Origin of the sequence: Enterococcus sp. AZ140 (assembly GCF_051714405.1) — a bacterium.
GTDB lineage: Bacteria > Bacillota > Bacilli > Lactobacillales > Enterococcaceae > Enterococcus_B > Enterococcus_B pernyi.
Window position 1 is genome coordinate 2,078,810 of record NZ_JBIORU010000001.1, and the last position, 21,358, is coordinate 2,100,167.

A 21,358-nucleotide genomic window follows, 5' to 3' on the forward strand; every position below is an offset into this window, starting at 1 on the left:
GTTTGGGATGTTCGCATCCCAAACCTTTTTTTGTTTCAAGCTTTCACTTGATCCGTTTTATTTCGTAATGATTTGATCAAGACTAGCAATGCTTAAAGCCATGTCAGCGATTTGTTGCAACTGTGCTAAACGGTTGTTACGGACAGCTTCATCTTCGACCATGACCATCGTTTGATCAAAATACTGATCGATAACTGGTCTTAAGCTGACTAATTGCTCATAATTCTCTTTAAGTGTACGTTCCGCAAACTGAGCTTTCACTTCCTCAACTGCTTCGTACAAAGCTTTTTCGGCATCATTTTCAAACAAGCTTGGATCAATCTCATTCGTTATTCCTTCGGCTTTTTTCGCTAGGTTCATCACACGCGTCAAGGCTTCCATCGATGGTTTGAAGTTTTCATCTTGCAAACGTTCTTTCAACAGACGTGCAGCGGCAAAAACGGTTGTTAAATTACTTTCCTTCGCATTCAAGACAGCATCGATCACATCATGGCGAATCGCTTTAGTCATCAATCGTTGACGCAAACGACCTTTGATAAAGTCGATCACATCGCTTCCTTGAACGAAGGCTAATCCAAAGCGCTCTTGATTTTCATTGATTGCAGCATTCACTTCTTGTTGTAATTGTGCTAATGGGAAAGCCCACTGTTTTGCTTCAATGATCCGAACGATCCCATAGGCTTGACGACGTAATGCGTAAGGGTCGTTTGAACCACTTGGCACCATTCCTACAGTGAAGAAAGAGAAAATACTATCTAATTTATCGGCAATGGCCAAGACCGCACCAATCGTCGTTTCTGGCAATTCACCTTCACTAGCGATCGGTAAGTAATGTTCACGGATCGCTGTCGCAACTGCTGGATTTTCTCCATGCAACAACGCATATTTTTCACCCATGATGCCTTGAAGTTCTGGAAATTCTCCAACCATATTCGTCACTAGATCAAACTTGTAGATTTCGCCAGCACGTTGTAATGCATCAAGTTCTTCTGTTGATAAACCGACAGATTTGCCGATAACAGATGCAATCACTTGTACACGTTGCATTTTTTCATAAATACTACCAATCTTCTCATGGAAAGTCACTGATTTCAACTTATTGACATAATGTTCGATCGGGAATTTTTTGTCTTCATTGTAAAAGAATTCTGCATCTTCTAAACGCGCAGTCAGTACTTTTTGGTTCCCACGAATAACGTTATCTAACTTCACGCGATCGCCGTTTCGTACAGCGATAAAATGTGGTAAGAGTTGTCCTTCAGCATTTCGCACATCAAAATAGCGTTGGTGTTCTTTCATGGAAGTCACGAGTACTTCTTCAGGTACAGACAAGTATTTTTCTTCAAAATCACCAGCAAAGACAGTTGGATACTCCACTAGATTATTGACTTCTTCAAGTAAGTCTTCATCAAAATCAATATGCCAATCATTTTCTGTCGACAATTGCGTGGCTTGTTCCATGATCATTGCTCTTCTTTTTTGTGGGGAAGCAACTACAAATTGCTCAGATAGCTTTTCTTCATATTCCGCTGGATGAGCAAATGTCACATCTTCGCCTAAGAAACGATGCCCGCGAGAAGTACGTCCAGTTTTCACGTCTAAAAATTCAAACGGGATCACTTCTTCTCCGAATAGTGCTACGATCCAATGAATCGGGCGAATATATTCAAAGTCAAAGGAAGACCAGTGCATTGTCACAGGGAATGTCATACTTTTAATGACATCGATCAATCCTGCCAAGACTTCGATTGCTGGTTTACCTTGGGTATATTTCGTCACATAAACATATTCCACACCTTTGATTTCTCGGAAAGTGATATCATCTGTCGTCAGTCCTTGACCACGAACAAATCCTTGAGCTGCTTTGGACCAGTTGCCTTCAGCATCTAATGCGATTTTTTTCGCAGGTCCTTTTACTTCTTCTTCACTGTCAGCTTGACGTTCTGGCACATTTGTTACTTTGATCGCCAAACGTCTCGGAGTAGAGAACGTTTCGATTGCATCGTATGTCAATTGATTGTCCGTCAAAAACGCTGCTGTTTTTTCTTCTAATTGTTTCATGCTTGGTGTCACCACATGCGCTGGCATTTCTTCCAAGCCAATTTCTAATAATAAGTCCTTTGCCATCTTATTCACCCTCCTTAACAGTCGTTGGATTTTCTGATTGATTATTCAGCAATGGGAATCCAAGTTTTTCACGTTCTGCAACAAAGATTTTCGCCACAGATTTCGCCATGTTACGAATGCGAGCCAAGTAACCAGCACGTTCAGTTACAGATACTGCACCACGAGCATCTAATAAATTGAAGGTGTGACTACATTTTAAAATATAATCATATGCTGGATGGACTAAATTTTCTTCAATGCAACGTTTCGCTTCTTTTTCAAAGCGATCAAAATTGCTTAATAGTAATTCTTGATCACTCACTTCAAATGAATATTTTGAGTGTTCGTATTCTGGTTGTTTGAAGATCTCGCCATATTTGACACCTGCTGACCATTCTAGATCATACACACTTTCAACTTCTTGGATATAAGAAGCTAGGCGCTCTAATCCATAAGTGATTTCTGAAGTGACTGGTTTACATGGTAAGCCGCCGACTTGTTGGAAGTACGTAAATTGCGTGATTTCCATGCCATCCAACCAAACTTCCCAACCAACACCGGCACAACCCATCGAAGGGTTTTCCCAGTTATCTTCAACAAAGCGGATATCATGTTCTAACGGATCGATCCCTAACAAACGCAAGCTTTCCAAGTAAAGTTCTTGGATATTTTCTGGTGATGGCTTCATCACCACTTGGAATTGGTGATGTTGGTACAAACGGTTAGGGTTCTCACCATAACGACCATCAGCTGGACGACGTGACGGCTCTACGTATGCGGCATTCCAAGGTTCTGGGCCGATTGCTCGTAAAAACGTGTAAGGGCTCATTGTACCTGCCCCTTTTTCTGTATCGTATGCTTGCATCAGCATACAACCGTTCGATGACCAAAATTTTTGTAATGTCAAAATCATTTCTTGAACTGTTTGCTTCTTACTCATATAATTACCCCTTCCATCTTAACCAAGAATCAAAAATAGTAACAAAAAAAGTCCCTATGTTTGCGTAAACAAACATAGGGACGAATATCTTCGCGGTTCCACCCTACTTCCGAGCGAGTCGGCAGCTTCGTTGATCGTACTCACAAGTGCCTCTTCAAAAACCGTTAGCATTCGGCTCACACTCTCCCGAACTCGCTTGTGCCACTTGATTTTCTACTGATCTTGATCATCGTACGTATGTGATTATTGAATATCCTTTATAAATGACATTCGTCTATTGAAAAAACAATAGTTACTATCTAGGCTTTATAATAGACGTTAACCAAGTACTTTGTCAAATATTTTTGAAAAAAAACCATTGTTTCAAACAATTTTTCATTCTTCTGCAGGATTTTCCTTCGTTGCCTCATTGGTCGGTTTCATGATATGTTCCCAACTTTTCATTTGATCAATAAACTTTTTACTTTTCAAATGGATGCCTACGTATTCTTCGTATAACAGATCAATCAATTGGCGAATCTTTTGTTTGGTTTCTTCTTTGAGGTCGATCCCGCTGATGCGATCATACGAGATTGCTGAGAAGAGCCGTACGAAGTGAACTGCACGTGGGTCCGCGTGATACCGATGATGATCTAACTCCCAGTGATTTTCACATAAGACGCCCCCATATTTGGATGAATAATCAAATTTTCCTTGCGTCTTTCCACACACTGCACAGTGGGTCCAAACTGGCGAGATCCCGAAACGTTGCAATAATTGGATCTCAAAAATATTCGTAATGATCTCTGGGTCATCTCCTTGATCCATGCGTTGCAATGCTTGGTGTGTGAATTGAAATAGATTCGGATCATATTGCCGATCCTCGATCGCCGCATCCACTAAGTTCAACAAATAAGTCCCGTAACCGCTAAGAAAAATATCTTCTTGTATCTTACGAAACGAGTGGACATCTTTTACACTGTTAACAAAGGACAAGCCTTCATTATGAAAATGACCAATATAAATTGCTTCCGTAAAAGGCAACAATGCGGGTGCAATCGGTTGATTTTGACGATGGATCCCCTTGACATAAAACATCATTTTTCCTGCCGATTCTGTAAATATCTTAACTAATTTATCTTTTTCCTTGTAGTTGCGACTAGAAAGGATGATTCCTTTTGATTCTGCAAGCTGACTCATCGTCACCCCTCCTCTGACTTTAACGTAGATTGCTTTTTTAAATTGAAAGAAGGAAAAAGTCATGCGAGCATACGTGAAGTCGAGACAAAAGTAACTATTACTTTTATTCCAGACTCTTAATTGCTTCCATGACTTAGTTGTCCTCTAACTTCTATAACTGGATAACCGGTGTTCAAGAGCAACTCCTCAATAGTAAGGCGAAACGTGAAAAAATATGGAAAGCTATTTTCCCACGTTTCGCCTTACTATTCGGAGCTGACCGGCTTTCTCACAACCTTGTTTAATACTCGTCTTGACGATATCCAAAGTCTTGTAAATAGACTCGTTTATCTCGCCAGTCTTTTTGAACTTTGACCCAGAGCTCTAGAAAGACTTTGTCTCCTAATAGATTCTCAATGTCTCTTCGTGCTTTTGTTCCAATGTCTTTCAACATCTTACCGCCCTTACCGATAATGATTCCTTTTTGACTATCACGCTCGACGATGATCGTAGCTTGGATATGGATTTTATTATTCTCATTACGTTTCATCGTATCAATGACTACTGCGACTGAATGGGGTACTTCATCTCGTGTCAAAAACAAGACTTTTTCCCGAATCAATTCAGAAACGATAAAATACTCCGGATGGTCAGTGACTTGATCGTCTGGGAAATATTGCGGGCCTTCAGGCATTTCGTCCACTAAGACCTCCATCAAACGTTCGACATTGTTTCCTTCTGTCGCAGAGATCGGAACAACTTGGGCAAACTCCATTTGTGAGGAATAATCTTCAATGATCCCTAACAGCTCATCTGGATGGACTTTGTCGATCTTATTGATCACTAAATATACCGGTGATTGGACATTTTTCAAGCGTTCGATGATGAAATCGTCGCCTTTTCCTCTTTTTTGATCGGCGCTGATCATGAACAATACCGCATCAACTTCACGTAAAGCACTATAAGCTGTTTCTACCATAAAATCGCCTAAGCGATGTTTGGGTTTATGGATTCCTGGTGTATCAATAAAGATCAATTGTGCTTCAGGAGTCGTATATACTCCTTGGATCTTATTTCTTGTCGTTTGCGCTTTATCACTCATGATCGCGATTTTTTGACCAACGATCCGATTGAGCAACGTCGATTTACCAACATTTGGTCGTCCGACGATTGCTACAAATCCAGATTTATGTTCTGACATAATTACTCTCCTTTTAATTAAAAAACAGTTGATAGATTTTTGGACCAAATAAGATGATCCCCACGATTACAGCGAAGCAAGCAGTCAATAACACTGCCCCAGCTGCCATATCTTTGATTTTTTTTCCAATGGGATGAAAATGGAAGTCTGTGAACATATCCACTACATTCTCAAAAACAGTGTTCATGATTTCGACGATCCATACGAGAAAGACTGAAAGGAGCAACCATAGCCACTCCATCCGATCCAATTGAAAGATGAACCCCATGATCAGAGCAATGATCCCAAGAGCCACATGTTTCTTCATATTTCGTTCTTCATCAAAAACGGTTTTGACTCCTTGTAAAGCAAACTCCACTGACATCAAAAAATGTTTGTTTTTATCTACTTTTTGTTCTTCTCTTTTATCTTTTAAGTCCATAAGCATCTAAAATCTCTTTCTGTAAGCCAAACATTTCCGCTTCATCTTCAGGTGTCATATGGTCGTAGCCGTTGATGTGTAAAAATCCATGGACGGCTAAGAAGCCTAGTTCGCGATCATAGGAGTGACCATATTCTTCAGCTTGTTCTTTTGCCCGATCGATTGAGATCATGATATCTCCCAATACACGAGGCATTGGCTCATCGTCCTCTTCAAAAATGACTGGGATCTCGTCTTCACCTTCATCTTCTAACGCAAAACTGATCACATCTGTTGGTGCGTCTTTGCCACGGTACGTACGATTGATTTCTTGGATAGACGGATTATCCATGAAGGTCACCGACATTTCCGTCTCATCTGATAAAGAAAGTTTTTTTGCCGCAAATTGAAGCAATTCTTCAATTTCTTTGATTTTCGTTTCAGATACAGTGTTTGTTTCATCGATAAATGTAATATCCATTAGTCATCGCTTCCTTCTTGCTATTCTTTTTCTTGTTTCATTTTTTCTGCTTCAGACTTCATCTTAGGGTATTTGATCCTTGAATGGAAGGTACTGCTCAATCCACTAACAAGAGATTTTTCAACTTTGCGGATTTCTTTGAGTGTCAATCCACTATCATCAAGCTGACCGTCAGAAATCCGTTCTTCAATCAGATTATGCACAAAAGCTTCGATTTTCTCACTGGTTGGATGATCCATTGCTCGCACAGCGGCTTCGCAACTATCCGCAATATTGACGATCCCAGCTTCCCGTGTTTGCGGTCTAGGGCCAGGGTAACGGAATTGTTCCTCTGTTACTTCGGGATTACGTTCTTTTGCTTTGATATAGAAATAACGCATCAAAGTCGTCCCATGATGTTGCTTGCAGATATCGATCACCATTTGTGGCATATCGTACTCTTCTAAAATCTTCGCACCGTCTGTCACATGCCCAAAAATAATTTGTTTACTATCTTCAGGAAGTAAAAAGTTATGGGGATTTTCCGCACCAGAAGGTAAGTTCTCTACGAAAAAGCTGGCATGTTTGATTTTGCCGATGTCATGGTAATAACAAGCCACACGTGTCAACAATGAACGCCCACCGATTTCAGCAACTGCATTCGCACTTAGATTCGCAACCATCATACTATGATGATACGTTCCCGGTGCTTCTTCTAGCAATTGCTTCAATAATGGATGGTTTGGGTTACTCAATTCATTTAGAACGATCACACTGTCGTCATTCACTAATAGCTCAATATAGGGGTGCAGACCGATCGTCAGTAAATACGACAGAAATGCGCCCATGAAGCCACATACAAGTGTTAACCAAGTGGTGCCATCACTGAAGCTCATGCCTTGATAAACCACTAAAACGACATCCATCAATAACGGAAAGACAACGACCCACATGATTGCTGGAAACCATTGTTCTGAAATACGTTGCCGTTTTAAAATCGCTGCTAAAAAGCCAGCAAATAGGTACGAGACTAAAATCACAGTCAAGAAATTCGTACCGATCGAATTGTAAAAAATGAATAGCGCTGAAACTGCTTGGAACAACGCAGCCATGATACCCGCTCTGCGATTCAAGAAAAAGTTCAAGACAAGCGGTACAAACGCTGCGGGGTAAAGTAACGGAATATAAGTTGCTTGTTCTGTTTGAAAGACTTGGAAAAATTTCATCAATAAAATACTGATGGACATCGCTGTTACGTAGAAAAGAATATACTCTGTTCGTTTGAATAGATCTTTATACTGGAGTGAATTGTAAAACAACACACCAATTTGTAACAACACCGCTAAAATCATAGCGACAAGTGGAAAAATTGAAGTAGATTGACTCGTCAAACCTAACAATTCTAATTTTTTCATAGCTGCTGCATCGATTTGATTTCCTTCCCGAACAATGATCTCCCCTTGGAAAATCATGACGGGTTGAATGGAATCTCGCGCCTCTTGCTTCAGATCTTCCGTACGTTTCTCATTTAACACATCATTTACAACAATTCCCTGATTGACTAAATAGCGGATCATTTCTTGTTGTTCTGCCGAAACATTTAAATATTGGATCTTATCCTCTGCTTCTTGTTTGAAATTATCTAAATCACTTTCTCGAACTTGCTTACTCATTTGTTCATCGATCAATTTCAAGCTTTCATCACGAACCGTTGTGATCTCGCTTTCTGACATATTCATGATCGTTGAGTAAAAACTATTTGGTAATTTCTGGTAGAACGCAACATCATCCGCATTTGAACTTTCGAATATTCGTTTCAATGCGGCTATCCGTTCTTCTACTGTTGGCTTTGGTACATTTTCATCTTCTTTTGCCTTACTGACTTTTTCTTCGTATTGTTTGTCAATCGTGTCATTCGCACGACTGATCAAAACAAACAGTTGATTGATCCGACGATCTTGTTCCGAAGCTAAGTCACTTTGGTAAGTATACTCAGGCGTTACTGCTTCAGCTGCTAATTTCCTTTTTTGTTCGGTTTCTTCCGTGTTTTCAATCGTTTTATTGGCACGGATACTTTCTTCGGCTACTTGTCCCTCTCTAAAATCATTGGGTTTTTGCTTCACGCTGCTAAACGTGATCCCACACATCAATAGAAAGAAAAGCAATAAGAGAAAAGGTGCTGCAGCTTTCCCTAATTTCGCTTGAAGCTGCTGCAATATTTTGTTCAACATGTGGTAATCCTCCTAAAAAAGCTATTCTTGATGAAGATCCGCTTTTTCATAAGCTTTGATGATTTCTGCCACGACTGGGTGACGAACAACATCACTCGCTTCAAAATTCACAAAATCAATTTTTTTGATCTGTTTCAGTGTTCGTTCTGCATGGATCAATCCACTCATCGTGCCTTTTGGTAAATCGATTTGGCTCGTGTCCCCATTGACGATCATTTTTGACTGATAGCCAAGCCGAGTCAAAAACATTTTCATTTGGGCAACCGTTGTATTTTGCGCCTCATCCAAAATCACAAAGGCATCATCTAGCGTTCTACCGCGCATATAAGCAAGTGGTGCTATTTCGATGATTCCTCGCTCCATCAAACGATTGGTATGATCCAACCCAAAAATTTGGTACAGTGCATCATAAACTGGTCGTAAATATGGATCGACTTTTTCCTTCAGATCACCAGGTAGGAATCCAAGATTTTCACCTGCTTCGACGGCTGGTCGAGTCAAGATGATTTTTTGGACTTCCCCTTTTTTTAAGGCAGCAATCGCTAAAACGACGGCCAAAAATGTTTTCCCAGTACCAGCTGGTCCTACGCCAAAAACCACATCATGTTTTGCCACAGAATCAACGTATTTTTTTTGTCCGCTGTTTTTGACACGGATTGGTTTTCCATTGCGGTCTTTGACGATCTCTTGTTCATACATCTCAACAAAATAATCTAATGTCCCTTTTTGGGCCATTTTTAGTGCAGTGACCACATCAGGCATGCTGATATGGATCCCTCGTTTGATCAATTCTTGTAACGTTCGGATCACGGAAGCAGCTAAAGAAATATCGGTTTCTTCTCCGATGATCTGGATTACTTCGCCTCTTGTGTGGATCGTCGTTTCAGTTGTTTCTTCGATCAGTTTGATATGTTTATCATGTGACCCTAAAAGCATACTGATATCATCAGTTGCTGTTAATCTAATATCCAAAGAACTAGACGCTTCTGTCAAAAATAGACATCTCCTTTATTTCAAATCGTTCTTACCTATTCTACCATAATCATGAAAAACTATATAGCGAATAAAATGAGACGACTTGAGAAAAAAGTTTTAATTTGGATTACTGAGACAAAACGTTCTTCAACTAAAACAACCTAATCATTTAGTAACTAGCAGAGATACCTGACTTTGAACATCAGTTGTCCGATTTATTTTAACTTAATTCAGGCAGAAGTCGCCCATCCTCTATAGGCGGGTGATGAATGCCGTTCGGTATGAGGGTTACCGTTGGTAACTCGAAAACCGACATATAAGGCATATTGCCTTTTTATTTTGTACTATGGTATAATCAGTCTATATAAGAAATGAGCTGATATAACAATGGAACTAGATACTAATAATCATTCAGTGTTTCTTCTCTATTATCATCTTGTACTGGTAACTAAATACCGTAGACAAGTGATTGATGATGAAATATCTGAATTTGCTAAAATAACTTTTGTACGAATTGCAGAGTCACATCACATCACTCTCGTTGAGTGGAATCATGAGAAAGATCATGTTCATATTATGTTCAAAGCACAGCCAAAAACAGAGCTGACGAAGTTCATCAACGCTTATAAAAGCGCTAGTTCACGCTTGATAAAGCGTGACTATCCTAGAGTAAAACAATATCTTTGGAAAGAAATGTTTTGGTCTAAAAGTTTCTGCCTGTTGACAACTGGTGGCGCACCAATTGATGTCATCAAAAAGTATATTCAGAATCAAGGTAATAACCACAAATAGAGAGTAGGTGAGTCTTATGGAGCGACTAAAAGCATATAAATTCAGAATTTATCCAACAGAAGAGCAGGAAATTTTCTTTGCTAAGTCTTTTGGTTGTGTCCGTAAGGTCTACAATCTAATGCTTGATGACCGAATGAAAAATTATGAAGAAACTAAAAATGATTCTTCTACAAAAATGAATTTTCCAACACCAGCTCAATATAAGAAAGAATTTCCGTTTTTGAAGGAAGTAGATAGCCTTGCTTTAGCGAATGCACAACTTAATTTAGATAAGGCATATAAGAATTTTTTTAGAGATAAATCCGTTGGGTTTCCTCGATTCAAAAGTAAGAAGAATCCTGTACAAAGCTATACTACTAACAACCAAAAAGGAACAGTAGCTTTGATTGATAATAAATTCATCAAAGTTCCTAAGTTGAAGTCTTTAATCAAGATTAAACTCCATAGACAACCTAAAGGAATTATCAAATCTGCCACAATCTCACGTCATCCAAGTGGTAATTACCATATTTCTTTGTTGTGTAAAGAAGAAATAGTTGAACTTCCTAAAAACGATTCTTCTATTGGAATTGACCTTGGTATAACTGATTTTGCCATTCTTTCTGACGGTCAAAAGATTGATAATAATAAGTTCACGTCAAAAATGGAAAAGAAACTAAAGCGTGAACAACGTAAGTTGTCAAGACGTGCATTATTAGCTAAAAAGAAAGGTGTCAATCTCTTTGAAGCCAAAAACTATCAAAAACAAAAACGAAAAGTAGCGCGGCTACATGAAAAAGTAATGAATCAGCGCAACGACTTTCTAAACAAGTTAAGTACAGAGATTATCAAAAATCACGATACTATCTGTATTGAAGACTTAAATGCAAAAGATATGTTACGCAATCATAAATTAGCTAAAAGTATTTCTGATGTATCGTGGTCTAGTTTTGTAACTAAACTACAATACAAAGCTGACTGGTATGGATGTGAAATCATCAAAGTAGATAAATGGTTCCCATCTAGTCAACTCTGTTCGGCTTGTGGTCATCAAGATGGCAAGAAAACGCTCGAAATACGAGAATGGGCTTGTCCAGTTTGTCATGCTCATCATGACCGAGATATAAACGCAAGCATCAATATTCTCACCGAAGGTCTCCGAATAAAACAATTAGCTTAGATAAAATCAAGAACCGTAGGAACTACGGGTATAGCTTGGCAAATAAGAGACACCGCTGTTAGTAAAGAAATACACTATCAAGTATGCTCTATTCCCAAGAAGCTCCCACTTCAAGCGTTAAGAACCGTCAGGTTTAGCTAAGTGGTGAGTAGTTCACTCTATGAATCTTTTGCGAAGTAACAACAAATGTTTTTAAACAAAAAAATATTGATCAAAAAACTATTCTTTTAATGAACACAAAAAAACTACGGACACTTTCGCGTCCGTAGTTTCGTTTGCTAAGATTAAGACTGCAATAGTTCTTTTACGATAGCATTTACTTGATTTCCATCAGCTTTTCCTTTGACTTTAGGCATGATAACTCCCATGACTTTACCAAATTCTTTTGCTGATGAAGCACCTGTTTGCGTGATCGCATCTTGAACAAGTTGTCGAATTTCTTCTTCAGAAAGTTGCTCTGGCATATACTTTTCGACTATCACAATTTCACTTTTCACTTTTTCAGCTAAATCGTCACGTCCAGCTTCCTCGAATTCATGCAAAGAATCACGGCGTTGTTTCATTTCGCGAGACAACACTGTTAGTTCTTCTTCTTCTGTCAAGTCGTGACCTTCTTTAATTTGCTCGTTTTGTATAGATGACTTGATCATACGAATCACCTGTAAAGATTCTTTATCTTTAGCTTTCATCGCTGTCTTCATGTCATCGTTCAATCTACTTAGTAGTGACACACTACCAACTCCAATTCATCAAAGAACTAGAATTTTTTGCGTTTTCTAGCTGCTTCAGATTTTTTCTTACGCTTTACACTTGGTTTTTCGTAGAATTCACGTTTACGAGATTCTTGTAAAGTACCCGCTTTTGACACGGAACGTTTGAAGCGACGAAGAGCATCGTCAAGTGATTCGTTTTTGCGAACGACTGTTTTTGACATATTAATTCCCTCCCTCCGAGCTTAAAAAGTAACCGTAATTGTTATTGAAATGTTAATCTCAAGAAACAAGACTGTTCTATAAACATTATAGCTAAAGCAGTTTTGACCGTCAAGAGAATCTTATGATTTTTTTAAATAATCACCTGTTATTTTATTGAAAATTATTATTGACAGCTCTCACAGCGACCAAATATCTCAAAGCGATGCCCTTCAATGGTACACCCACTGAGTTGTTCTTCAAAATAATTCATTGGACACATATGGATTTCTTTTGTCGTCCCACAAACGGTACATATAAAGTGGTGATGATGCCCAATCTCGCCTTGACAACAATGAAAACGGAATTTCATTTCTCCATTTAGATCCGTTTCTTCCAAAAGATCTAACTCTGAAAAGTCATGTAAATTACGATAGATCGTATCATAGCTGACTCCTTTAAATTCCTGACTCATATAGTCAAAGACTTCTTTTGCAGAGACGTAACGATTTCGTTTGATTAAATATGCGAGTAATGCTTCTCGCTTTTTCGTGTATTTGAACCCGTTATTTTTCAATGTTTCTAAAGATTGTTCGATCAATGTTTGTTTATTCATCATTATCCCCCAAATCAAAATGATTACGAAGTATGTACACTCGAGTATGGTATAATAAACCTAAAAAAAAAGCAAGCGAGGTTTTTTATTTATGACTGCCGAATCAAATGAAGTCGTCACCTTTTTTGTCATTTCAGACTCTGCAGGTGAAACAGCAACAAAATTAGCCCAAGCCACAATGGCGCAATATCCATCCATCGAATTTAGTTTATTTCGACGAACTTTTGTGACTGATCCAGAGACGTTGCAACGCGCACTAAATGATGCATTGTCAGAACAAGCATTAGTTCTCCATACATTGATCAACCAAGAATTGGTGGATTTAACAAATGAATTTTGTCAAAAAAACAAATTATACAGCTTTGATGTATTGACCCCGCCAATTGCAGAAATCGAGCGCTTGACTGGCATCAAACCGACACGTCAACCAGGGGCACTTCACTTATTGAATGAAAATTATTTCAAACGGATCAAAGCGATGGAGTTTGCGGTGAAATATGACGACGGAAAAGATCCTCGAGGTTTTTTGGAAGCCGATGTCGTCTTACTTGGTGTTTCCAGAACTTCTAAAACACCGTTAAGTTTGTTTTTAGCCAATAAAAATTTAAAAGTAGCGAATCTCCCACTGATACCTCAAGCACATATCCCTAAGCAATTGTGGGAAATCGATCCGAAGAAGATTGTTGGATTAACAAATAACCCTGATATTTTAAATAACATTCGTAAAGAACGCATGCGTTCATATGGCCTGAATCCAGATACTGCGTACTCCGATATCGAAAAAATTCGTGCAGAATTGGAATTTGCCAATGAACTTTATGAGAAATTAGGCTGTGTGGTCATCAATGTTGCTTCTCTTTCCATTGAAGAAACAGCTTCATTGATCTTGAATGAGCTAGAGCTGGAAGACCATAGCTATTATGGCACGGAAACTTCGGAAGAAAAATAGTTCTCTTTTCAAACGATAAAAACAGGATCTGATCGGCGCATCCTCGCCTTTCACATCCTGTTTTTAGTTACATTCGTTAATTCTTTTGATGTTCAACATGCTTGATCGTTTGTTCTAAAATATCTAATACATGAAAGTCATCCAAACTGTAAAGGATCGTTTTTCCTTCACGTCGTGATTTCACCACGTGGTTTTCACGTAACAACCGTAATTGATGAGATACAGCCGATTGTTCCATTTGAACAGATTGACTGATCGACGTCACATTTTTTTCTCCATCTTTTAAATAAAGTAAAATATTCAAACGTGTCGGATCACTTAATACCTTGAATAATTGACTCACTTTTTCTACTTTAATGTTTTGATTCCCCGACAAACGATTCACCTCCAAAAAAAGACTGACTACTAAAGTGTACCACTTTTTTCGTCAGTCTCAACTGTTTATTCTTCTGTCATTGATTTGATGCTAGCTTCAAGTGCAGCAATTTTTTCTTGTGCTGCTTCGTTTGAATCACCTTTGACACCAATATAAAATTTGATTTTTGGTTCCGTTCCAGAAGGACGGATCGCGATCCAACCGTCTTCTTCTAGTGTATATTTCAATACATCTGAAGGTGGAGTCGTTAGTTTTTCTACATTTCCTTGAGCATCTGTTTTTGTCAGTGCCTTGAAATCTTCTGTTTGTAAAACTTTTTCTCCGGCAAATTCAGTTGGTGCATCTTTTCTGAATTTCTCCATCAGTGCAGCAATTTTCGCTGAACCTTCTTGACCACTCATTGTGACTGAAATTGTTTTTTCTGCATAATAGCCATACGTTTCAAAAATCGATTGTAACCCATCATAAAGGGTCTTACCTTGTTTTTTATAAAATGCAGCAACTTCTGCTAATAATAATAGTGCTTGAATCGCGTCTTTATCGCGAACGAATGGTTTGACTAAATAACCGTAGCTTTCTTCAAAACCAAACATGAATGTATGCGCCTTGGTTTCTTCGAATTGTTGGATTTTTTCAGCAATAAATTTGAAGCCAGTCAAAACGTTCATCATTTCTACACCATAATGTCTAGCGATTGCTGTCGGTAGTTCACTTGAAACGATTGATTTCAAGACCGCCGCATTTTCTGGCAGTGCTCCTTTTTCTCGGTGAGCTTCCAGGATATATTGGACAAGCAAAGCGCCGATTTGATTTCCTGTCAATACTTTGTAAGAACCGTCTGGCAAGCGTACAGCTGCACCTAGACGATCGGCATCTGGATCAGTAGCAATCAATAGATCTGCGCCTTCTTTTTCGCCTAAACGGATTGCGTATTCAAAAGCAGAGTGTTCTTCTGGATTTGGTGATTTGACTGTGGTGAAGTCTGGGTCAGCGACTGCTTGCTCAGGAACCAAGACAAATTGTTCAAATCCCGCTTGAGTCAACGCACGCTCACCTAACATTTTGCCTGTTCCGTGTAACGGCGTGAAGACTAGCTTCAATTCTTTCCCTAATGTTTCTACTAATTCATGATTGATCGTCACTGCTTTGATTTCTTCCAAGTACGCTTGGTCGATTTCTTCGCCGATGATCGTGATCAAATCACTATTTTTTGCTTGTTCTTCTGCTAAAACTTCTACTTTTAATGGATTGCTGATGTTTCGTACATATTTTGTCAATGCGTCTGCATCAGCAGGCGGCATTTGTCCACCATCTTCGCCATAGACTTTATAGCCATTATATGCCGCTGGATTATGAGAAGCTGTAACCATGATCCCAGCGAATGCGTTAAGATGACGAACCGCAAATGAAAGCTCTGGAGTTGGTCGTAAGCTTTCAAATACAAAAGATGGAATACCATGTTGCGCTAAAGTTTTTGCCGCTTCCATCGCAAATTCTGGCGATTGATGACGTGAATCATAAGCAATCGCTACCCCACGTTTTTTTGTTTCTGCTCCTTGTTCATCCATAAATTGTGCAAGCCCTTCTGTTGCTTGACGTACAGTATAGATGTTCATTCGATTGATTCCAGGTCCTAAGATCCCGCGCATTCCTGCTGTACCAAATTCCAAAGGTGCGTAGAACGCATCTTCTAATTTTTCAGGATTTTCACTTAATTCTTTTAATTGTTTTTTTAAATTTTCTTCTAATGATTCTTCAGTTGCCCATTGCTCGTAAACTTGTTTCCAAGACATGAAGCTGACACCTCTTTCTAAAAATATGTTCCTTTCTAAGTATAGCATTCTCTTTTTAGATAGCAAAGCATAAGAAAAAGGACCATGACATTCCTCATCGTCCTTTTCGCTTTCCACATCATTAGTTATCCTTGAGCGTTTGGCGTTTCTTCTAAAGCTTCCAAGTATTTATACACTTGTTGTCCAGCAATCCCGCCATCGCCTACTGCTGTGGTGATTTGGCGTAGATCTTTTTCTCGTACATCGCCAATAGCAAACACACCAGGCATATTCGTACGCATATCTTGATCTGTTGGAATCCAGCCAGCAGCATTCGTGAGTCCAGCTTTGCGGAAAGGTTCAGTTAATGGATCTAGTCCAACGTAGATGAACACACCGTCAGCTGCTAATTCGATTTCTTCCCCTGTTTTTGCGTTGTGCCCTTTGACACCAGTAACGACCATATCATTTCCGATGATCTCATCAGTGATCGTATCCCAAACAAATGAGATTTTTTCGTTCGCAAATGCGCGATCTTGGATGATTTTTTGCGCTCTTAGTTCATCACGACGATGAACGATAACGACTTCTGAAGCAAATTGTGTCAAATACACAGCTTCTTCTACCGCAGAATCGCCACCACCGATCACGACTAAGCGTTTGTTACGGAAAAATGCACCGTCACAAACTGCACAGTAAGAAACACCACGGCCAGCATATTCTTCTTCGCCTGGCACCCCTAGTTTACGATGGATACAGCCAGTCGCAATGATGACTGTTTTCGCTTCGTAACTTTTGTCTTCACAGATGACTTCTTTATAGTTGCCATGATCTTTGATATCTTGGACGATACCGTAGACATTTTCAGTTCCAAATCGTGAAACACCTTCATACATTTTATACGCAAGGTCTGGCCCCATGATCGAATCAAATCCAGGATAATTTTCTACTTCTGCGGTGTTGTTCATTTGCCCACCAGGTGCCCCTTGTTCGATCATCGCTACTGATAAGTTTGATCTTGAAGCATACAAAGCAGCGGTCATGCCAGCAGGTCCTGCACCAATTACGATTACATCATACATATGTAGATTCCTCCGTTTTAAAATCAAGTAAGCCTACTTTACAGCCAATCACACAAAAAGTCTATTGTTCTGCCTACGAGTTTCGAATAGATATATTATACTCGAAATCGATAGACAAAAACAATAGACATTCTTATTCTATCCTATTTGTTCGCTAGATTTTCACCATTCGAAGCAATCACTTGTTTATACCAATCAAATGATTTTTTCTTTGTTCGTTTCAATGTACCATTGCCTTCATTGTCACGATCAACGTAGATAAAACCATAGCGTTTCTTCATTTCACCAGTTCCAGCAGAAACTAGATCGATACATCCCCAAGTCGTATAACCTAATAGATCAACACCATCTAATTCGACTGCATCTTTCATCGCTTGGATGTGTGAAGCAAGATATGAAATGCGATAGTCATCTTCCACATAGCCATTCTCATCCGGAGTATCTACCGCGCCCAAACCATTTTCGACAATAAACAATGGTTTTTGATAACGATCATAAATATCATTCAAGGTTACCCGTAAACCTAATGGGTCAATTTGCCAGCCCCATTCACTTGCTTCTAAATAAGGGTTTTTCGTTGATTCAAAGATATTTCCTGCGGTTTGTTCTAATAGTTTTGGATCGGTTGTTGAAACACGAGAAGAATAATAAGAGAATGAAATAAAATCAACAGTATGTTGTTTCAATAACTCTAAGTCTCCTGGTTCCATTTTGATCTCGATGCCTTGGCGTTCCATTTCTTTTAGTGCATATGCTGGGTATTCTCCTCTTGACTGCACATCGATAAAGAAGTAATTTTCACGGTCTGCTTGGCGTGAAGCCCAGACATCTTCTGGTTTACATGAATAAGGATAATAAGCCCCCGCAGCTAACATACAGCCGACTTTATTCTCAGGGTCGACTTCATGCGCGATTTTTGTGGCAATCGCACTCGCTAGTAACTCATGATGAGCTGCTTGATATTTGACTTGCTCTACATTGTCGCCTTCTTCAAAATACAAGCCAGCCCCCATGAACGGTGCATGTAAAATCATGTTAATTTCATTAAAGGTCAACCAGTATTTTACTAATCCTTTGTAACGATTAAAGATCACGTGACAAAGGTTTTCATAAAATCCGACTAATTCACGCGAACGCCATGCCCCATATTCTTTGACTAGATGCATCGGGCAGTCAAAATGAGTGATCGTTACTAAGGGTTCGATCCCATACTTTTGACATTCTTTAAAGACATCTTCATAGAATTTCAACCCTTCTTCGTTTGGCTCTTTCTCATCACCTAATGGAAAAATACGGCTCCAGGCAATCGATAGACGGTAGGTTTTAAAGCCCATTTCTGCAAATAAGGCAATATCTTCTTTATAGTGATGGTACATATCGATCGCTTCTTTTGCTGGATAAAAATGTTCGTCATCAAACTCAAACATTTTTTGTTGACCGGTAATCACTGGAAAACGATCTGGACCAATCGGCACGACATCTACGTTGGCTAAGCCGCGCCCTCCTTCGTCGTATCCACCTTCACATTGATTGGCAGCTGTTGCGCCACCCCATAAAAAGTCTTTTCTAAATCCCATCGTTGTTATACTCCTTCCACTACACGTTTTTCTGACAATTCTCTTGCTAATTCATCTTGCACTTCGATGCCTTCTGCTGTTAAGCGATCGATGGCTTCTTTAAATTGTGGTAAATACTCTTGATGAGCAATAAATAATTCATCCATCATACGTTTTGCTGTTTTACCAGAACGAACTAATGGGTTGATCGTAAATGCTTGTAACGCCGTCCCGTAATCACCTGTGACAGCTGCTTCGATCGTCAACAACTCCATATTTTTCATCACTTGTAACCAGCCACGTTCTGCTGTAGGTAATGAACCAAAAGCAACACTTCTTGCTCCTTGCGCGCCTACATACGCTGTTACTTCAACGACACAGTCTGCTGGTAGATCAGGCACTGCCCCATTGTTTTTCGTTGAGACAACGATTTGAGTTTCTTTATTGCCATAGATCGAAGCAATCGTTTCACACGCAGCATCCGAATAATAGGCACCGCCTCGTTGTTGTAATTGTTCTGGTTTATGATCGAGTTGCGGATCTTTGTATAGCTCAAACAATTCCGCTTCTGTTTGTTTGACTTGTTGTGCTCGCGTTCCGATCGTGTGGTATTCTTCCAACGCATGCTCCAACATTTCTTCTTCACGATAGTAATAGCGGTGATAGCCACAAGGAATCATTTTCATCTGATCGAGTTGTTCTCTAAAGAATGGCACATCGAATATGTTTTTTGGCAACCCGTTATCTTCCGCATAAAGTTGTTCGATCAAATCTTCTGTACGATCATTTCCTTTTGCATCCGCTACTTTGTGCCAATGGAAATGGTTCAGCCCAGCAAATTTATAAATCAACTCTTCTTTCTTTTCACTGATCATGACTGGCTCTGTCATCATTGCCATTACTGGTACATTGCACAATCCAATCACTTTGTCCCATTTCCCATAACGAACGACTGCTTCAGTCACCATACCGCTTGGATTCGCGAAATTGATCAACCAAGCGTTCGGACAGAGGCGTTTCATGTCTTCAACTACTGCTAAAATGACTGGGATCGTACGAAATGCTTTGAACATTCCCCCAGCTCCATTGGTTTCTTGGCCTAACATGCCATAGTACGCTGGAATGCGTTCGTCTTTTACACGAGCATCCAATTGACCGACCCGAAATTGTGTAGTGACAAAGTCGGCATCTTTCAATGCTTCTTCGCGATCTAAGGTGGCATAGATTTTCACGTCATATGGAGAAGCATCCCACATCCGTTGGGCCATTTCACTGACGATCGCTAGTTTTTCACGCCCAGCTTCGATATCGACTAACCAGATTTCACGAATCGGCAATTCATCGTAACGTTTGATGAATCCTTCCATTAGTTCCGGTGTGTAACTACTTCCGCCACCAATTGTCGCGATCTTGATTCCTTGATTCATACACTCACTCCTTCGTCTTTTTTACAACTCTATTATCATTTTTGTAAATAAAAGTCACAATACTTTTTGATCAATTTGAATAACCATTTACAAAATGATCGATATTCTTGCATTTTTTTGTAAATTTATTGCACATAACAAAAAGAAAAATAATGAAAAAAAACCAAATAAAGCCTAATTTTATAATCAAAATAAACGAGTAAAGGAATTACTTCTCTTTTTTTTGTTTCATTGACACACTAAATAATACCGTTTACAATTATTTTACATACTTTTAACCAAAAACGTAAAAAAGAGGATCGAATTATGCTATTAAAGGAAAAGCTTAAACAAATCAACTTTTCACCTTCAGAAAGCGAAGTCATCCGTTTTCTCCAAGCCAATGAAACAACTCTGGCCGATCGAACGATTCAACAAATTGCTGAAACTTGCTATGTCCATCCTTCTACTTTGATTCGGATCGCCAAAAAAATGGGTTTTCACGGATGGGTGGATTTTAGAGATGCGTTCATTGCTGAAACAGAATATCTACAAGGAAACTTTCAAGAAGTGGACGCCAATCTCCCTTTTTCCGAAAATGAAGGCATCATGACGATCGCTAATCGGATTGCGGCACTTGAACGTATGACGATCCAAGATACGTTATCCTTGTTGATGCACGACGATCTCCAACAAGCAAAGCAACTTCTGCTGCGATCGAATAAAATCGTATTATTTTCGAGTGATACCAACACATTGATTGCTCAATCCTTCAAATTGAAAATGAATCGGATCAAACAGGAAGTGACCATTGTGCCAACTTCTGGCGAGTCATATTACGATGCCTACAATTGTCAGCCTGAAAACTGTGCGATCTTGATCTCTTATACGGGAGAAAATCAGATGATGCTTCGGACTGCTGAAATTTTGAAAGAAAAAAATGTGCCGATTTTATCGTTGACGAGCATCGGTGAGTCCAGTTTGTCCACAGCGAGCGATGTGGTATTGCGCCTGACAACACGTGAACGATTGTACTCAAAAATCAGTAGTTTCACGATCAATACGTCGATCTCCTATTTGTTGGATGTGTTATATAGTTGTGTCTTTGCTGAACATTATCGTGAGAACCTCAATTATTTGATCGAAGTCGGGCAAAAAGTCGATACACGGCAGATCAGTTCATCCATTATGAAAGAAGAACTATTTACCGATTCAATCGAAGATGGCGATTAGTCTACTTTTATAGCGGGAACGATCAGAAAGATTCG

The 21,358-nt window shown here is 39.3% G+C and carries 20 protein-coding genes; 4 read left to right on the forward strand and 16 right to left on the reverse strand.

The annotated features are described in order from the left end of the window. Positions 1–57: 57 nt before the first annotated feature. From glyS to IGJ39_RS09550, 8 genes are all read right to left on the reverse strand, one after another. Positions 58–2,127: a glycine--tRNA ligase subunit beta gene (gene glyS, locus IGJ39_RS09515; RefSeq protein ID WP_271553754.1), complete on the reverse strand. Its 2,070-nt coding sequence runs from the start codon at positions 2,125–2,127 to the stop codon at positions 58–60. Between the two features lies 1 nt (position 2,128). Further along, on the reverse strand, positions 2,129–3,046 hold the full coding sequence (gene glyQ / locus IGJ39_RS09520) for a glycine--tRNA ligase subunit alpha (RefSeq protein WP_010734964.1): 918 nt from the start codon (positions 3,044–3,046) through the stop codon (positions 2,129–2,131). 375 nt (positions 3,047–3,421) lie between these two features. Further along, positions 3,422–4,225: a DNA repair protein RecO gene (gene recO / locus IGJ39_RS09525; protein WP_019724240.1), complete on the reverse strand. Its 804-nt coding sequence runs from the start codon at positions 4,223–4,225 to the stop codon at positions 3,422–3,424. Between the two features lie 280 nt (positions 4,226–4,505). After that, positions 4,506–5,405, reverse strand: coding sequence for a GTPase Era (gene era, locus IGJ39_RS09530; protein WP_010734962.1), 900 nt, complete (start codon positions 5,403–5,405; stop codon positions 4,506–4,508). Positions 5,406–5,418: 13 nt separating this feature from the next. Continuing rightward, positions 5,419–5,826, reverse strand: coding sequence for a diacylglycerol kinase family protein (locus IGJ39_RS09535; protein WP_029594236.1), 408 nt, complete (start codon positions 5,824–5,826; stop codon positions 5,419–5,421). Continuing rightward, complete coding sequence (gene ybeY / locus IGJ39_RS09540; RefSeq protein ID WP_010734960.1) at positions 5,810–6,286, reverse strand: rRNA maturation RNase YbeY; 477 nt, start codon at positions 6,284–6,286, stop codon at positions 5,810–5,812. Before ybeY ends, IGJ39_RS09535 begins: the two co-directional genes overlap by 17 nt. Positions 6,287–6,306: 20 nt before the next feature. After that, positions 6,307–8,496: an HD family phosphohydrolase gene (locus tag IGJ39_RS09545; RefSeq protein ID WP_438764557.1), complete on the reverse strand. Its 2,190-nt coding sequence runs from the start codon at positions 8,494–8,496 to the stop codon at positions 6,307–6,309. Positions 8,497–8,517: 21 nt separating this feature from the next. Continuing rightward, entirely contained in the window at positions 8,518–9,489 is a 972-nt protein-coding gene (locus IGJ39_RS09550) for a PhoH family protein (RefSeq protein WP_010734958.1), read from the reverse strand. Between the two features lie 369 nt (positions 9,490–9,858). Here IGJ39_RS09550 and tnpA point away from each other — a divergent pair, with 369 nt between their 5' ends. Next, positions 9,859–10,263 (forward strand): IS200/IS605 family transposase, encoded by a 405-nt coding sequence (tnpA, locus tag IGJ39_RS09555; RefSeq protein WP_104776402.1) that lies wholly within the window; start codon positions 9,859–9,861, stop codon positions 10,261–10,263. A 16-nt stretch (positions 10,264–10,279) separates the two neighbouring features. Beyond that, positions 10,280–11,422 (forward strand): IS200/IS605 family element RNA-guided endonuclease TnpB, encoded by a 1,143-nt coding sequence (tnpB, locus tag IGJ39_RS09560; RefSeq protein WP_438764560.1) that lies wholly within the window; start codon positions 10,280–10,282, stop codon positions 11,420–11,422. Between the two features lie 284 nt (positions 11,423–11,706). On the opposite strand, the gene IGJ39_RS09565 is transcribed toward tnpB, so the two are convergent. The 3 genes from IGJ39_RS09565 to IGJ39_RS09575 all read right to left on the reverse strand — a co-directional run bounded on the left by IGJ39_RS09565 (position 11,707) and on the right by IGJ39_RS09575 (position 12,949). After that, a complete protein-coding gene (locus tag IGJ39_RS09565) occupies positions 11,707–12,153 on the reverse strand; it encodes a GatB/YqeY domain-containing protein (protein ID WP_010734957.1) in 447 nt (148 codons plus the stop codon). A 26-nt stretch (positions 12,154–12,179) separates the two neighbouring features. Then, on the reverse strand, positions 12,180–12,356 hold the full coding sequence (gene rpsU / locus IGJ39_RS09570; protein WP_002356740.1) for a 30S ribosomal protein S21: 177 nt from the start codon (positions 12,354–12,356) through the stop codon (positions 12,180–12,182). Positions 12,357–12,520: 164 nt separating this feature from the next. Further along, a complete protein-coding gene (locus IGJ39_RS09575; RefSeq protein WP_010734956.1) occupies positions 12,521–12,949 on the reverse strand; it encodes a Fur family transcriptional regulator in 429 nt (142 codons plus the stop codon). Between the two features lie 91 nt (positions 12,950–13,040). Between IGJ39_RS09575 and IGJ39_RS09580 the strand changes: the two genes are divergently transcribed. Then, on the forward strand, positions 13,041–13,898 hold the full coding sequence (locus IGJ39_RS09580; protein ID WP_010734955.1) for a pyruvate, water dikinase regulatory protein: 858 nt from the start codon (positions 13,041–13,043) through the stop codon (positions 13,896–13,898). 76 nt (positions 13,899–13,974) lie between these two features. Here IGJ39_RS09580 and IGJ39_RS09585 read toward each other — a convergent pair whose 3' ends face one another. From IGJ39_RS09585 to IGJ39_RS09605, 5 genes are all read right to left on the reverse strand, one after another. Then, on the reverse strand, positions 13,975–14,274 hold the full coding sequence (locus tag IGJ39_RS09585; RefSeq protein ID WP_065095735.1) for an ArsR/SmtB family transcription factor: 300 nt from the start codon (positions 14,272–14,274) through the stop codon (positions 13,975–13,977). Between the two features lie 65 nt (positions 14,275–14,339). Beyond that, on the reverse strand, positions 14,340–16,067 hold the full coding sequence (locus tag IGJ39_RS09590) for a phospho-sugar mutase (protein WP_019724537.1): 1,728 nt from the start codon (positions 16,065–16,067) through the stop codon (positions 14,340–14,342). A gap of 125 nt (positions 16,068–16,192) precedes the next feature. After that, the gene (gene trxB, locus IGJ39_RS09595; protein WP_010734952.1) at positions 16,193–17,128 is read right to left on the reverse strand and encodes a thioredoxin-disulfide reductase; all 936 of its coding nucleotides are present in this window, start codon (positions 17,126–17,128) and stop codon (positions 16,193–16,195) included. Positions 17,129–17,271: 143 nt separating this feature from the next. Continuing rightward, a complete protein-coding gene (locus tag IGJ39_RS09600; protein WP_019724140.1) occupies positions 17,272–18,705 on the reverse strand; it encodes a 6-phospho-beta-glucosidase in 1,434 nt (477 codons plus the stop codon). A 5-nt stretch (positions 18,706–18,710) separates the two neighbouring features. Next, positions 18,711–20,111, reverse strand: coding sequence for a 6-phospho-beta-glucosidase (locus IGJ39_RS09605; RefSeq protein WP_019724139.1), 1,401 nt, complete (start codon positions 20,109–20,111; stop codon positions 18,711–18,713). 306 nt (positions 20,112–20,417) lie between these two features. Between IGJ39_RS09605 and IGJ39_RS09610 the strand changes: the two genes are divergently transcribed. Further along, positions 20,418–21,323, forward strand: a complete 906-nt coding sequence (locus IGJ39_RS09610; RefSeq protein WP_108146250.1) for a MurR/RpiR family transcriptional regulator — start codon at positions 20,418–20,420, stop codon at positions 21,321–21,323. Positions 21,324–21,358 lie beyond the last annotated feature (35 nt).

Bases quoted from the DNA above. Each gene is read 5' to 3' on its own strand.
- IGJ39_RS09590 (WP_019724537.1), bottom strand. From the start codon at position 16,067: ATGTCTTGGAAACAAGTTTACGAGCAATGGGCAACTGAAGAATCATTA.
- era (WP_010734962.1), bottom strand. From the start codon at position 5,405: ATGTCAGAACATAAATCTGGATTTGTAGCAATCGTCGGACGACCAAAT.
- rpsU (WP_002356740.1), bottom strand. From the start codon at position 12,356: ATGTCAAAAACAGTCGTTCGCAAAAACGAATCACTTGACGATGCTCTT.
- recO (WP_019724240.1), bottom strand. From the start codon at position 4,225: ATGAGTCAGCTTGCAGAATCAAAAGGAATCATCCTTTCTAGTCGCAAC.
- tnpB (WP_438764560.1), top strand. From the start codon at position 10,280: ATGGAGCGACTAAAAGCATATAAATTCAGAATTTATCCAACAGAAGAG.
- IGJ39_RS09575 (WP_010734956.1), bottom strand. From the start codon at position 12,949: ATGAATAAACAAACATTGATCGAACAATCTTTAGAAACATTGAAAAAT.
- IGJ39_RS09610 (WP_108146250.1), top strand. From the start codon at position 20,418: ATGCTATTAAAGGAAAAGCTTAAACAAATCAACTTTTCACCTTCAGAA.
- IGJ39_RS09580 (WP_010734955.1), top strand. From the start codon at position 13,041: ATGACTGCCGAATCAAATGAAGTCGTCACCTTTTTTGTCATTTCAGAC.
- trxB (WP_010734952.1), bottom strand. From the start codon at position 17,128: ATGTATGATGTAATCGTAATTGGTGCAGGACCTGCTGGCATGACCGCT.
- glyQ (WP_010734964.1), bottom strand. From the start codon at position 3,046: ATGAGTAAGAAGCAAACAGTTCAAGAAATGATTTTGACATTACAAAAA.
- IGJ39_RS09600 (WP_019724140.1), bottom strand. From the start codon at position 18,705: ATGGGATTTAGAAAAGACTTTTTATGGGGTGGCGCAACAGCTGCCAAT.
- glyS (WP_271553754.1), bottom strand. From the start codon at position 2,127: ATGGCAAAGGACTTATTATTAGAAATTGGCTTGGAAGAAATGCCAGCG.
- IGJ39_RS09545 (WP_438764557.1), bottom strand. From the start codon at position 8,496: ATGTTGAACAAAATATTGCAGCAGCTTCAAGCGAAATTAGGGAAAGCT.
- IGJ39_RS09535 (WP_029594236.1), bottom strand. From the start codon at position 5,826: ATGGACTTAAAAGATAAAAGAGAAGAACAAAAAGTAGATAAAAACAAA.
- IGJ39_RS09605 (WP_019724139.1), bottom strand. From the start codon at position 20,111: ATGAATCAAGGAATCAAGATCGCGACAATTGGTGGCGGAAGTAGTTAC.
- ybeY (WP_010734960.1), bottom strand. From the start codon at position 6,286: ATGGATATTACATTTATCGATGAAACAAACACTGTATCTGAAACGAAA.
- tnpA (WP_104776402.1), top strand. From the start codon at position 9,859: ATGGAACTAGATACTAATAATCATTCAGTGTTTCTTCTCTATTATCAT.